At 68.9% G+C, this 13,616-nt stretch carries 11 protein-coding genes; 6 read left to right on the top strand and 5 right to left on the bottom strand.

Features of this window, described 5'->3' with window-relative positions; translation table 11 throughout:
• Positions 1-16: 16 nt before the first annotated feature.
• Positions 17-865 carry a hypothetical protein gene (locus tag ACZ5ZX_RS29400; protein WP_465505221.1) on the bottom strand — a complete coding sequence of 283 codons (849 nt, stop codon included), beginning with the start codon at positions 863-865 and terminating at the stop codon, positions 17-19.
• Between the two features lie 118 nt (positions 866-983).
• Here ACZ5ZX_RS29400 and ACZ5ZX_RS29395 point away from each other — a divergent pair, with 118 nt between their 5' ends.
• The 3 genes from ACZ5ZX_RS29395 to ACZ5ZX_RS29385 all read left to right on the top strand — a co-directional run bounded on the left by ACZ5ZX_RS29395 (position 984) and on the right by ACZ5ZX_RS29385 (position 4,113).
• Positions 984-1,556 (top strand): TetR/AcrR family transcriptional regulator, encoded by a 573-nt coding sequence (locus ACZ5ZX_RS29395; protein ID WP_465505220.1) that lies wholly within the window; start codon positions 984-986, stop codon positions 1,554-1,556.
• An 8-nt stretch (positions 1,557-1,564) separates the two neighbouring features.
• Complete coding sequence (locus tag ACZ5ZX_RS29390; RefSeq protein WP_465505219.1) at positions 1,565-2,704, top strand: SGNH/GDSL hydrolase family protein; 1,140 nt, start codon at positions 1,565-1,567, stop codon at positions 2,702-2,704.
• A 314-nt stretch (positions 2,705-3,018) separates the two neighbouring features.
• Positions 3,019-4,113, top strand: a complete 1,095-nt coding sequence (locus ACZ5ZX_RS29385; protein WP_465505218.1) for a S1 family peptidase — start codon at positions 3,019-3,021, stop codon at positions 4,111-4,113.
• Here ACZ5ZX_RS29385 and ACZ5ZX_RS29380 read toward each other — a convergent pair.
• Positions 4,103-5,038 carry a LysR family transcriptional regulator gene (locus ACZ5ZX_RS29380; RefSeq protein WP_465505217.1) on the bottom strand — a complete coding sequence of 312 codons (936 nt, stop codon included), beginning with the start codon at positions 5,036-5,038 and terminating at the stop codon, positions 4,103-4,105. The two genes, ACZ5ZX_RS29385 and ACZ5ZX_RS29380, sit on opposite strands and share 11 nt — an antisense overlap.
• Positions 5,039-5,118: 80 nt before the next feature.
• Between ACZ5ZX_RS29380 and ACZ5ZX_RS29375 the strand changes: the two genes are divergently transcribed.
• Together ACZ5ZX_RS29375 and ACZ5ZX_RS29370 are read left to right on the top strand one after the other, a co-directional pair.
• Complete coding sequence (locus ACZ5ZX_RS29375) at positions 5,119-5,526, top strand: hypothetical protein (protein ID WP_465505216.1); 408 nt, start codon at positions 5,119-5,121, stop codon at positions 5,524-5,526.
• Positions 5,523-7,091 carry a multicopper oxidase family protein gene (locus ACZ5ZX_RS29370; protein ID WP_465505215.1) on the top strand — a complete coding sequence of 523 codons (1,569 nt, stop codon included), beginning with the start codon at positions 5,523-5,525 and terminating at the stop codon, positions 7,089-7,091. The genes ACZ5ZX_RS29375 and ACZ5ZX_RS29370 overlap by 4 nt, the downstream gene beginning before the upstream one ends.
• 6 nt (positions 7,092-7,097) lie before the next feature.
• Here ACZ5ZX_RS29370 and ACZ5ZX_RS29365 read toward each other — a convergent pair whose 3' ends face one another.
• Genes ACZ5ZX_RS29365 through ACZ5ZX_RS29355 form a run of 3 tightly spaced genes read right to left on the bottom strand, consistent with a single transcriptional unit; the run spans position 7,098 to position 11,944 of the window.
• Positions 7,098-7,838 carry a fumarylacetoacetate hydrolase family protein gene (locus ACZ5ZX_RS29365; protein WP_465505214.1) on the bottom strand — a complete coding sequence of 247 codons (741 nt, stop codon included), beginning with the start codon at positions 7,836-7,838 and terminating at the stop codon, positions 7,098-7,100.
• Entirely contained in the window at positions 7,829-10,768 is a 2,940-nt protein-coding gene (locus tag ACZ5ZX_RS29360; protein ID WP_465505213.1) for an FAD-binding and (Fe-S)-binding domain-containing protein, read from the bottom strand. The genes ACZ5ZX_RS29365 and ACZ5ZX_RS29360 overlap by 10 nt, the downstream gene beginning before the upstream one ends.
• 9 nt (positions 10,769-10,777) lie before the next feature.
• Entirely contained in the window at positions 10,778-11,944 is a 1,167-nt protein-coding gene (locus tag ACZ5ZX_RS29355; RefSeq protein ID WP_465505212.1) for a pyridoxal-phosphate-dependent aminotransferase family protein, read from the bottom strand.
• 158 nt (positions 11,945-12,102) lie between these two features.
• Here ACZ5ZX_RS29355 and ACZ5ZX_RS29350 point away from each other — a divergent pair, with 158 nt between their 5' ends.
• On the top strand, positions 12,103-13,470 hold the full coding sequence (locus tag ACZ5ZX_RS29350; protein WP_465505211.1) for an SLC13 family permease: 1,368 nt from the start codon (positions 12,103-12,105) through the stop codon (positions 13,468-13,470).
• Positions 13,471-13,616 lie beyond the last annotated feature (146 nt).

Genomic DNA, 13,616 nt, shown 5'->3' with positions numbered 1-13,616 from the left:
GACTTTCGGGCGGCGGTCAGGCCGCGGGCAGCCAGTCGCTGAGGGCGGGACAGCGCCGGAGCGCCACGAAGATCTTCTTGTCGTCGTCCGGTGACGCCGGATCGAACAGCACTTCGGCGGTCGCGATCGTGGTGTCCCGGGTGCGGCGGGTCACCCAGTGCCGGACGCCCGCGAGATCGGTGAAGCACAGCGTGACGGTCGCGCCGACGGCCCGCTTCCCCGCTTCGTCCCCGCCGAGGTGGACCTTCACCTCGGCGATCCGGGCGGGCACACGACGGCCGTAGGTCAGGAGCCGGTCCCGCGTCCGGACCATTTCGGCGTACCGGCGGGAGACCCGAACGACGTACCACAGCACGAGAAGCGTCAAGACGAGCATGAGCAGGGGCACCCACCGGTCCGCGTAGTACATCAGCCACGCCCAGGACCCCCACTTTTCGTCCTCGTGGAAGACGGGGTCGACCGCGGTGCCGACGGCGAGCGGCGGAAGCCACTCTCGAGCGGAGTCACCGGTGCCGAGGGTGACGGCCGCGAAGACCAGCACGACCGGGAACGCCGGTCCCGACGGCCGTCCCTGGTAGCGCCGCACAGCGCCTCCCGCGAGCGTCGCCGCGAAGAGACAGCCGACGAAGGCGAAGGTCCCCCACATCAAGCCGTACGGCGGATCGCTGTCGCCACGGTCGTCGAAGACGCTGTCGATCGCCATGGTCCGGAACATCTCGACCAGCGTGCCGAATCCGTGCCCGGCCAGGAAACCGCAGGCCAGGGTGACGGCCGAAGCCACGATCGCGACGGCGAGCAGGCGCCGGTCTCCCCGCCTGCGCTCGATGCGGTCGTGCCGGGCCCGCGCCGGGTCCACTGTGTTCATCGCCTTCACCTCCGTTCGGCTCGCGTCCAGCCTGCGCCGGACCGGGTGCTACCGAACCCAGGTTTGGCCCCTAAACCCATTAGGCAAATCCAGAATGGACTATGGTAACGTGGCGGACATGGCAAGGGCGGGACTGACCACGGAGCGCGTGGTGCGGGCAGGGGCGGAGATGGCCGACGAGATCGGCTTCGAGCAGGTGACCCCGACGGAGCTCGCGAAGCGGTGCGGCGTCAAGACGGCGAGCCTGTACTCGCACGTGAAGAACGCCCACGAACTGAAGACCGAGATCGCCTTGCTGGCCTTGGCGGAACTCGCCGACCTGGCGTCGGCGGCGGTGGCAGGCCTGGCGGGCAAGGACGCGCTGATCGCACTGGCGAACGTCCACCGTGACTACGCCCTCGAACATCCCGGCCGGTTCGCCGCCGCGAGATTCCGGCTCGCGCCGGAGACGGCCGCCGCCAGCGCGGGTATCCGGCACGCCCAGCTGATGCGGGCGATCCTGCGCGGCTATGACCTGGCCGAACCGCACCAGACGCACGCGGTGCGGCTGCTGGGCAGTGTCTTCAGTGGTTACGTCGGCCTGGAGTCCTCCGGAAGCTTCAGCCACAGCAGTCCCGGCTCACAAGAGAGCTGGACCGAAATCCTCGACGCGCTCGATGTCCTCTTGCGCGCTTGGCCCCGAAAGAAATGACGAAGGAAATGCTCACGACCCCGATCACCGCCGCACTCGTCCGCGGCGCGCTGGACCTGGAGTACACCGAACGCGGCGTGCTCCCCCACCGGCTGACCGCGCACGCCCGGCAGCAGATCCCCGACGCCTTGCTGGCCATGGCGGAATCGCAGCCGTCCGGTGTGCGGCTGGTGTTCCACACCGCGGCCACGATCGTCGAGCTGGACGTCATCGCCACCAAGCGGGTCTACATCGGCGCGCCGCCCAGGCCCGACGGCGTCTACGAACTCCTCGTCGACGGACAGCCCAGCGGCAAGGCAAGCGTGGACGACGGCGACACGCTCACCATCGACATGGCAGCGGGCACCGCCCAGGCCGAGCCCGGCCCCGTACGAACCCTGCGCTTCTCCGGCCTGCCTGGCCACGAGAAGGACGTCGAGATCTGGCTGCCGCATGACGAAGCCACCCGGCTGGTCGCTTTGCGGACCGACGCGGAAGTCCACAATGTACAGCCGGTCGGCCGCAAGGTCTGGCTGCATCACGGGAGTTCGATCAGTCACGGCTCCAACGCGGCGACCCCGACCGGCACCTGGCCCGCGCTGGCCGCGAGGCTGGCCGGGATGGACCTGGTCAACCTCGGGTTCAGTGGCAGCGCGCTGCTCGACCCGTTCACCGCCCGTGCCATGCGGGACACGCCTGCCGACCTGATCAGCGTCAAGATCGGGATCAACCTCGTCAACTCCGATGTGCTGCGGCTGCGCGCGTTCGGCCCGGCCGTGCACGGTTTCCTCGACACCATCAGGGAAGGACACCCCACCACGCCGCTGCTGGTCATTTCGCCGATCTACTGCGCCATTCACGAGCACACGCCGGGACCCAGCGCCATGGATCCCAGCGCGCTGGGCGAAGGAAGGCTGCGGTTCGTCGCCACGGGCGATCCGGCGGAGACCGCGGCGGGCAAGCTGACCCTCACCACGATCCGCGGAGAACTCGCGCGCATCGTCAAGGAGCGCGCCGCCACCGACCCGAACCTGCGGTACCTCGACGGCCTCGAACTGTACGGCGAGGCCGACAACGCCGAACTGCCCTTGCCCGACGAGCTCCATCCGGACGCGGCCACGCACCGGCTCATCGGGGAACGCTTCGCACGGCTCGGTCTCGGCGGCTGAAAACCTCGTGGCACGCCTTAACGAAGTACATGAAGGCCCCCTTCCTTGCGCCTAGCGCAAGCAAGGGGGCCTTCATGTACTTCACGACCGGCCGCCGTCGCCACCGCTCACGAGGTTTAGGTAGGGCACCGGGCGCGGTACCTATTTTTCTTCCTGTCCAACGAAAGTCGGTACCGGGGTCCGGTGTCGCGGGATCACCCTGAGCGACACCGGATCACCGGTGCCGGGCCACCTTGGTCGCGCCCGGCTACCCACTGTGTCCAGTGCGGCCACCTCTCGCGCTGGATCTTCCCTCGCGAAAGTGAGTCACCGGTATGCGCCCAACCCCCTTAGCCCGTACCGCCACCACGCTGGCGGCCGCGGCCGCGGTCATCGGCTTCCTCGCCCCGTCCACGGCCACCGCCACCACCATCGAGGGCTACTCCCCCACCGTGCAGCGCGAGGCGGTCACCTCGCTGGCCGCCCAGGCGCGGATCAGCGAAGCCGCCGCCACCGCGTTGCTGCGGAAGCAGACCGGCAGTGTCGAGGCGCTGCGGAAGGCCACCGCCGCCTTGGGTTCCCGTGCCGCCGACGGCTATCTCGACGACGCCGCCGAACCGGTGGTGAACGTGCTCGACCAGGCCGCCGCGGACCAGGTGGCCGCGACCGGCGCGCGGGCCCGCGTGGTCAAACACTCCAGCGCCGCGCTGGCGGGAGCGCAGAACGCCCTGCAGGCGCTGCCCACGGTCGCGCACACGTCGATCGGCCTCGACCCGAAGAGCAACCAGGTGGTGCTGACCGTGTCCGACGCGGCCAAGGGCGCCGAAGCCCTCGTGAAGGCCGCCGAAGCACTCGGCGACCGGGTCCGCGTGGAGCGGACCACCGGCGAGATGCACACCGCGATCTACAACGGTGAGGCCATCACCGGCGGCGGCACCCGCTGCTCGGTCGGCTTCAACACCAACCGCGGCGGCCAGAACTACATCCTCGACGCCGGCCACTGCACCCGCGCGGTGTCACAGTGGAACGTCGGCCCGTCGCAGGGCTCGAGTTTCCCGAACAACGACTACGGCCTGATCCGCAACACCACCGGCAGCGCGCCCGGCGCGGTCACCCTGTGGAACGGATCCACCCAGCGGATCGCCTCCGCCGGATCCGCGACGGTCGGGCAGCGGATCAGCAAGAGCGGCAGCACCACCCATCTCACCTCGGGTTCGGTGCAGCGGCTGAACGTCACGGTGAACTACGCCGAAGGCTCGGTGTACCAGCTGATCCAGACCAACGCGCTGGTCAACCCGGGTGACTCGGGCGGCTGCCTCTTCTCCGGCAGCGTCGGACTGGGCATCACCTCCGGCAAGGGCAGCGGCACCTCGTACTTCCAGCCGCTCGGCGAGGCCATGAGCGCCTACAGCGTCACGCTCAACCCGTAACGGTTCCCGAGGCCGGGTCCTGGTCAGCGCGACCGGGCCCGGCCTCGGCCCGCGCGTGGAAATGGTCCACGGTGTGGTCGCGGAACCGCCGGGCGGCGGCGGAAAGGTAGGTGTCCTCGCGCCACGCGACGCTGAGCACGCGGCGGCAGTCGGGATCGTCGACGTCGAGCCAGACCACCGAAGTCCTGATCTCGGCCCGCAACCCGAGCGAGGGGACGAACGCGATGCCGAGACCCGCGTCGATGAGCTGGAAGAGTACGGCCGCTTCGTCACCTTCACAGACGATGTGGAGGTCTAGACCGGCCTTCGCGAAAAGATGGTCGGCGAGCTCGCGTTGCCAGTAACCGGGCCGTGTGGTCAGGAACGGCTCTCCGGCGAGGTCCGCGAGGCCGACGCGGCCGCGTCCGGCGAGCCGATGGCCGGACGGCACACACAGCATCACGCGTTCGTCCAGAAGCACGCGGCTTCGGATGTCGTTTCCGGACAACGGCTGCGACGTGACGCACAGGTCGACGTCGCCGGACCGCAGTTTCTCCGCCATCCCCTCCGCCGATGCCTGCGAAAGCCGCACGTCCACCAGCGGATGCCCGGGAATGAAGGTACGGAGCGGTTCGGTGAGGGCCAGCAGGCTTTCCGCCGCGACCGTGACGGTGCCGCGTTCCAGCCCGGCGGCGTCGTCGAGTTCTTGGCGGGCGTCCTCGAGTTCGGCGAGAACCCGGTCGACGCGGCGGAGGAACGCGGCGCCGAACCGGTTGAGCCGGATCCGGCGGCCGTGCCGGTCGAACAGGGGGACGCCGAGGTCGTTTTCCAGCCTGGCCAACGTCCGGCTGAGCGAGGGCTGCGCGACGCGCAGTTTCTCGGCGGCACGGCCGACGTGTTCGAGCCGGGCGACCGTCTGGAAGTACCGGAGCGCCAGAAGATCCATCGCTGATACCCAGTCTGCTATGAATAGATAACCGATCTCGTCTTGGACAGCATAAGGCCTCGGCTCTTACGTTCGGTCACGTGAGTGAAACCGTGACTACCCCAAGCCGGAAGGCGAACGGGACGCTGATGGTGAACCGGGTGCTCGTGAGCGCCCACGCCGTCGCGATCATCGGCCAGCCGGTCTTCGCCGGCGGCTATCTCGGCGGCGACTACGACATGCTCTCGCTGCACCGGGTGGGTGCCGACGCCGTGTCGTTCCTGGCGTACGCCCAGATCCTGGCGGCGCTCGTCCTGTGGCTGGTCCGCGGACCGCGCTGGGTGTTCTGGGTCAGCCTGCTGCTCGCGGCGGGCGAGACCGCGCAGTACTTCGCCGGCATGGACGGCGCGCTCGACCTGCACATCCCCCTCGGCGTCGCCCTTGTCGCCGGGATGGTGCTCACGACCGTCGCGCTCTGGCGTCCGCAAGTCCCGCGGACCGCCCGATGAGCCGCCGTCTTCCCCGGCGGACGTTCCTCGGGCTGACGGGCGGAGCCGGTGTCCTCCTCGCCGCCGGGCTCACCGCACCCCGGCTGCTCGCGCAGGGTTCGCCGGGCACCGGCGAGTTGCTGCGCAGCGGGCTCCCCCTGCCCGGACCGTTCCGGGTACCGCTGCCGATCCCGCCGGTGCTCCGTCCACACAGGACGGACGACGCGGATCACTACCGGATCACCCAGCGGGCGGCGACGGCCGAGATCCTCCCCGGTGTCCGGACACCGATCTGGGGCTATGACGGGATCTTCCCGGGGCCCACGATCGAATCGCGGCGGAACCGGACGACGGTGGTGCGCCACCGCAACGAACTTCCCGTCCCCACCGTGGTCCACCTGCACGGTGGGCACACACCCGCCGACTCCGACGGCTACCCGACCGACCTCGTCCTGCCGCTGTCCGGCTGGGACGCCGGACACGGCGGGCACGGCATGGTCGACGCCCGCGCCCGGATCGCGAACGGCGAACGCGACTATGTCTTCCCGTTCCGGCAGCGGGCCGCGACCCTGTGGTACCACGACCATCGCATGGATTTCACCGGTCCCGCCGTCTATCGCGGCCTCGCCGGTTTCCATCTGGTGCGCGACGACGAGGAAGAGGCGCTGGGGCTCCCGTCCGGGGATCGCGAGCTGCCCCTGATGATCGCCGACCGGTCCTTCGACGAGCACGGTGCCTTCGCGTACCCGTCGCTCGACCGGACCTTGCGGACCACGCCGGGAGTGGAAAGTGCTTTCGTGGAGGGCGTTTTCGGGGACGTCATCCTCGTCAACGGCGCGCCGTGGCCGGTACACGAGGTCTCGGCCGTGCGGTACCGGCTCCGTGTCCTGAACGGCTCCAACGCCCGCCGCTACGACCTCGCGCTCGACCCTCCGCCGCCCGGCGGAGGTGGCTTCGTCCAGATCGGTGGCGACCAAGGCCTCCTCGACGCGCCGCGCGCGCACGACCACCTTCCCATCGGACCGGCGGAGCGGTACGACCTCGTCGTCGACTTCGGCCGGTACCCGGTGGGTACCGAAGTCACCCTGGTGAACCGGCTCGGCACCGGCTCGACCGCGCAGGTCATGCGGTTCGTCGTCGCCCGCCGCGCACCGGACGAGAGCCGGGTCCCGGCGAAGCTCGGCGAAATCGAGCCGCTCGCGCGTGAGCAGGCCACGACCACACGGGAGTTCTCATTCCGCGCCGGGACCGTCCACGGCCGCGCGGGCTGGGTGATCGGCGGCGAACCGTTCTCACCGGATCTGATGTCGGCGAGCCCGCGCCTTGGTGACGTCGAGATCTGGCGATTCGTCGCCGACATCCACCACCCCGTGCATCTGCACCTGGTGGGCTTCCGGATCCTCTCGCGCGGCGGGCGTCCGCCGGGACCGTTCGACGGCGGCATCAAGGACACCGTCGATCTGAAGCCGGGCGAGTCGGTCGAGGTCATCGCCCGCTTCGACGGCTACCGCGGCCGCTACGTCTTCCACTGCCACAACGCCGAACACGAGGACATGGCGATGATGGCGAACTTCGAGGTGGTGTGACCCGGCTCAGCCCCGGACCGGGTTGGTCAGTTCGCCGACCCCCTCGATGGCCACGGTGACCTCGTCCCCCGGCTTCATGGGGCCGACCCCCGCCGGGCTGCCGGTGAGCACGACGTCGCCGGGACGCAGCGTGAACCAGCGGGTGACCCAGGCGAGGATCGCGGGCACACTGAAGATCATCTCCGCGGTGGTGGACCGCTGCACGGTGAGATCGTTGATCCGGGTGGTCACCTGCAGGTCTCCGTTCTCGATGTCGGTGGTGATCCAGGGCCCCAGCGGCAGGAACGTGTCGGCGCTCTTGGCGCGGGCCCACTGACCGTCCGCCCGCCAGTCGTGCGCGGTGACGTCGTTGGCGCAGGTGTAGCCGAGGATGTGCTCGGTGGCGTTGTCGATGGTCAGGTTCCGCGCGGTCCTGCCGATGACGACGGCCAGTTCGCCCTCGTACTCCAGGCGTTCGACCTCCGGTGGACGCACAATCGGCTTCCCCGGACCGGTGACGGCGTTGGGCGCTTTGAGGAACAGGGCGGGCCGCTCCGGCCACGGACGGCCCTTTTCCTCGAGCTGACAGGCGTAGTTGCCGCCGACGCAGACGATCGTGCGCGGGTCGCACGGGGCCAGCAGCCGGACGCCGGACAGCGGGCCGACGACCTCGCCGGGGCCGGTGGCCGGGTCGTAGGCGCGGACGAGGTCACCCTCGACGCATCCCGTCCGGCAGGTTCCGTCGATGGCGAAGCGAATCAGGCGCATTCCGCACCACCGAGCGCTTCGCGGAGCAGTTCGAGCGGATGCCACGCCGTCCGGCCGGCGCCGTGGAAGATCTGCTGGCGGCAGGAAACTCCCGTGGCGGCGACCAGCGTTCCCGCCGGTTCCTTGTCCAGCGCGGGGAAAAGACGGTCCCGGCCGACGGCCATCGAGGTCTCGTAGTGCTCGGCCTCGAAGCCGAACGAGCCCGCCATCCCGCAACAGCCCGAGTCGATCTCGGCGACCTCCAGCCCCGGGATTCGGCGCAGGAGTGCCATGGTGGCGGCGGTGCCGACCTCCGCCTTCTGGTGACAGTGGCCGTGGAAGACCACGCGCCGTCCGCTGAGCCACGACCGTTCGGGCAGTTTCAGCCTGCCGTCGTCGATGGCCTCGACGAGCAGTTCCTCGACCTGCCGCACCCGTTCTTTGACCTGTCGTGCTTCGGGAAGGTCCGGCAGCAACGCCAAAGTCTCGTCGCGCAGGGTGAACACGCACGAGGGTTCACAGCCGACGATCGGCGATCCCGGTTCGGTGTCGCGGGCCAGCGAGGTGACCAGTCCGGCGGCCTTCTTCTTGGCGTCGTCGAGCAGCCCCTTGGACAGGCTTGACCGTCCGCAGCAGCCACCGGAAGCGAGCTCCACCGCCCAGCCCGCGCTTTCGAGCAGCTCGATCGCAGCCTTGCCGATCTGCGGTTCGGTGAAGGTCGTGAAAGAGTCCGCCAGCCAGTTCACCGTGCCCGCCGTACCCGAAGCCTTCCCTGATCCGGCTGTGCGGCGGCGATTCCAGCGCACGAGGTTGTCCCGCACGAATTTCGGCAGCGGGCGTTCGGCCTTGATGCCGACGGTCCGTTCCATGATCCGCCGGAGCACGCCGATCCGGCCGGGCACATTGGACAGTGGCGCGGTGGCCGAGCCGAGCCGGTTGAGGAACCGGATGGAGCCGAAGATCCGCGAACGCAGCGGGGTGCCGTGCTCCTCGTGGTGCTGGTACAGCGTCTCGGCCTTGAGCGAGGCCATGTCGACGCTCATCGGGCATTCGCTCTTGCAGGCCTTGCACATCAGGCACAGGTCGAGGATCTCGTGCAGGCGTTCCCCACCGAGCGCGGCCTTCGGATCCGGCTCGGAGAGCGCCTTGACCAAGGCGTTGGCACGACCGCGCGTGGAATGCTCTTCCTGCAGGGTGACCTGATAGGACGGACACATCACGCCACCGGTGGTCTTGCGGCACAACCCGATGTTCATACAGCGGTCGGCGGCGTCGCGCATCCCACCCCCGCCGACGACCTCGAACGACAACATGGTCCGCAAGGGCGGCGCGGGCGGCAAGGCGTCACGGTCACGCAGGTTCTCCGTCATGGGGGGCGCGTCGACGATCTTGCCGGGATTCATCGTGCCCGCGGGGTCGAACAGCTTTTTGACCTGGCGCATGGCTTCGTAGAGTTCGTCGCCGAAGATCTCGCGGTTGAACTCGGAGCGTGCCAGGCCGTCGCCGTGTTCGGAGGAGTTCACGCCACCGTATTCGGCCACGAGGTCCTTGATCTTCGCCGCGACCACGCGCATCGTGTCGACCTGCGCGGGATCGGTGAGGTCGACGAACGGCCTGATGTGCAGGCAGCCGACCGAACAATGGCCGTAGAACCCGGCTTCGAGCCGGTGCTCGTCGAGGATTTCCTTGAACCGCGCGGTGTATTCCGCGAGATGTGCCGGGTCGACGGCGGTGTCCTCGATGAACGCGAGCGGCCGTTTGGTGCCTTCGCCCGCCGCCATCAGCAGCCCGAGGCTGGACTTGCGCACCTTCAGCAGGGCCGCCTGCTCGGCGGCGGTGACGAGCTTGAGCGTGTGGTAGCCGTGCCCGTCGCGCTCCCAGAGCGAGGCGACTTCGTCGAGTTTCGCCGCCAGGGCCGCCTCGTCGTCACCGGAGAACGACACGAACAGCAGCGCCGCCGGGTCGCCGACGAGGTGGTCGCCGAGGTCGGCGTACTCGATCTTTTCCCTGGACAGATCGAGGATGGTCTTGTCCATCAGTTCGACCTGGTGCGGCTCACAGCTGAGCGCGTCGAGCGTGGCCGAGATCGCGCCCTGTGTCGTATCGAAATGCCCGACCGCGTAGACGGTCTTCTTCGGCTTGGGCACCAGGTCGACTTCGATCCGGGTGGCCAGTACGAGCGTGCCTTCGGCGCCGACGACGAATTTCGCCAGGTCGAAGGGATTCTCGTCGCCGTATCCAGAGAGGCGGTCGAGCCGGTAGCCGCAGGCGCGACGCCAGAACAACGGCATGCCCTTCGCGATGGCGTCCTCGTGCGCGGTGACCAGTTCGGGCAGGTCGCGGTAGATGCGGCCTTCGAGGGTGTCCGCTTCGGCACGCCGCAGGCGTTCGGCCTCGTTCACCGGTTCCAGCCGGGCGGTGGAACCGTCGGCGAGGACGACGTCCAGCGCGCGGATGTGGTCGATGGTCATCCCGAAGGTCAGCGATCCGGAACCGGCGGAGTTGTTGCCGACCATGCCGCCGATGGTGGCGCGGTTGCTGGTGGAGGTGTCGGGCCCGAACATCAGCCCGTGCGCGGCCGCCGCCTTGTTCAGCTGGTCCTGGACGACTCCGGGTTCGACGACGGCGGTGCGCGCGACAGGGTCGAGGTCGACGATCCGGTTCATATGCCGTGACAGGTCGAGCACCAGGCCGGGACCGACGGTCTGCCCGGCGAGGCTGGTGCCCGCCCCGCGGGGGACGACGGGCACGCCGAATTCCGTCGCCGTGGCCACAGCCGCGGCGACGTCGTCGTGATCGAGCGGGAACACGACTCCGCGCGGCATGATCGAATACATGCTGGCGTCACGGGAAAACAGGTGGCGCGTGTAGTCGTCGAAGGCGACTTCCCCCTTGATCCGCGCGTGCAGCGCGTCTTCGAGCGGGCTGATGCGGGTCAGTTCGGCGGTCATCGGCGGGCCTCAGTCGTTCTGCAGGTGGTCGAGCGCGTCCTGCAGGCCGCGCGGATCGGCCGGGGCACCGGCGAGCGTGAGTCCCATTTGGACTCCGGCCAGGGTGCCGGCGAGGGTGAGATCGTTGAACGCGCCGAGATGGCCGATCCGGAAGATCTTCCCGGCGAGTTTGCCCAGTCCCGCGCCCAAGGACATGTCGAACCGGTCGAGGATGATCGCCCTGACCTTGTCCGCGTCGACACCTTCGGGCATCAGGACCGCTGTCAGCGAACCGGAATGCTCGCGCTCGTCCTGGCAGAGGACCTCCAGCCCCCAGCCGCGCACGGCGGCTCGCGTGGCGGCGGCGTGCCGGGCATGGCGCGCGAAGACGTTCTCCAGGCCCTCGTCGTAAAGCAGGCGCAAGGCCTCTCGCAGGCCGTACATGAGGTTGGTATTGGGGGTATAGGGGAAGAATCCGCGCTCGTTCGCGGCGAGCATCGGGCCCCAGTCCCAGAAGATCTTCGGCAGGGCCGCGGTCTTGGCGGCTTCGAGTGCCTTGTCGCTGATCGCGTTGAAACTCATGCCCGGCGGGAGCATGAGGCCCTTCTGCGAGCCCGCGACGGTGACGTCGACACCCCATTCGTCGTGCCGGTAGTCGATCGAACCCAGTGACGAGATCGTGTCGACCAGCAGCAGCGCGGGATGTCCGGCGGCGTCGATCGCGGCCCGGATCTCCGCGATCCGGCTGGCGACACCGGTGGAGGTCTCGTTGTGGACCACGCAGACCGCCTTGATCCGGTGGGCGGTGTCGGCGGCGAGCTTGTCGGCGACCACCTCGGGGTCGGCGCCGTGCCGCCAGTCCCCCGGCACGAAGTCGACGTGCAGCCCCAGCCCCCTCGCCATCTCCTGCCACAGCGTGGCGAAGTGACCGGTCTCGAACGCGAGGACGGTGTCACCCGGACTCAACGTGTTGGTCAGGGCCGCCTCCCACGCACCGGTCCCGGTGGCGGGATAGATGACCACGGGGTTCGTCGTGCCGAAGACGGGCTTGATGTCGCGCAGCAGCTGCGTGCTCAGCTCCTGGAATTCGGGACCGCGGTGGTCGATGGTGGCCGCCGACATCGCACGGCGCACTACGTCCGGGACGTTCGTCGGGCCCGGGATCTGCAGGAAGTGACGTCCGGCCGCGTATGTCATGTGCGCCTCCACGCTCGGGCTTCGGAATGTTCCACAGAGCGAAACCTTGGTCTCGCTGCCTGAAAGGTATACCGTGTACCGAACTCCGTCGAGGGGGTACCCGAAACAAGTTCGACCCGATTCCCTGACCGTGTCAGCGCCGACCGCAGAGGATTCCCATGTCCATACAACTCGTCACGATCGTGGCGCTCGCCCTCGTCTTCCTGATCGCGACCGTGCTCCCCGTCCACATGGGAGCGCTGGCGTTCGTCGCCGCCTTCGTGATCGGCACGGCGTTCGCCGGGGAGAGCACCGACGACATCGTCTCCGGCTTTCCCGGCGATCTCTTCGTCATCCTGGTAGGGGTGACGTTGCTGTTCGCGATAGCCAAAGGCAACGGCACCGTCGACCGGCTCGTACATCTGGTGGTGCGCGCCGTCGGCGGACGGATCGCGCTGATCCCCTGGGTGATGTTCGTGGTCACCGCGGCGTTGACCGCGGTCGGTGCCGTGGTGCCGGCGGCGGTGGCGATCATCGCGCCGATCGGGATGGGCTTCGCCCGCCGTTACCGGATCAACCCGATGTTGATGGGCCTGCTGATCATCAACGGCGCCAGCGCGGGCGGCTTCTCCCCCATCAGCATCTTCGGCAGCATCGTCAACGGCGTCGTCGCCCGTGACAACCTGCCCAGCAATCCCGGGCTGCTGTTCGTGTCTTCCTTCGTTTTCAATCTGTTGCTGTGCGTCGTGGTGTTCTTCCTCTTCGGTGGCCGCGAACTGATCCGCCGGTCTTCGGCCGCCGTGGCGCAGGTCGTCGCCGTGACGGCTCAGCCCGCGACCGCCCTCGCGCTCAGCGGTTCACCGGCAGGCGCGACCAGGAGCGGCGGCGCCGAAGACCCGGCGCCCACGCCTCCCAGCAGCGGAACCGGCGAACCCGAAGAGCGGCTTCCACTCACCCGCGACCACGTGTTCACCCTGATCGGCCTGGCCGCGCTCGCGGTGGGCGCGCTGGTGTTCAAACTCGACGTCGGGTTCACCGCACTGACCGTGGCGACGGTGCTGTCGCTGGTCTCGCCGGGATCGGCCAAGGCGGCCATCGGTGAGGTGGCCTGGCCGACGGTGCTGTTGATCTGCGGGATCGTCACCTTCGTCTCGCTGATGGAGCGGGTCGGCACGATCGACTGGCTGGGCCAGCTGGTGACCCGGATCGGTTCGCCCCTGCTGGCCGCGATCCTGATCTGCGCGATCGGCGCGGTGGTTTCGGCGTTCGCGTCGACGACGGGGATCCTCGGCGCGCTCATCCCGCTCGCGGTGCCGTTCCTGCTGGCAGGCGAGGTCGGCGCGGTCAGCATGATCATCGCGCTGGCGATCTCGTCGTCGGTCGTCGACTCGTCGCCGTTCTCGACCAGCGGCGCACTGGTCGTGGCCAACGCGCCCGCCGGACAGAACGACCGGGTGTTCCGGGGCCTGATGATCTGGGGCTTCAGTATGTGCGCGGTCGCGCCCATCACGACGTGGCTGCTGTTCGTCCTGCCCGGCTGGGGCTGAGCCTCGGTCCACATCGGACGGTCAAGCCAGGTGTCGGTACAGCTGGTCGTGAGTGGCGATTCGGGGTGTAAAACCAATAGCCACACAACACCCCCCCGCGCCGATCGGGGTAGGGGGTGGGGGCGGCAGCCCAACGGGTGGGGGGT

Source organism: Amycolatopsis sp. NPDC033938 (assembly GCF_055575975.1).
The sequence above is the reverse complement of the archived record's forward strand: the minus strand, read 5'-3'. Positions and strand labels throughout refer to the sequence as shown.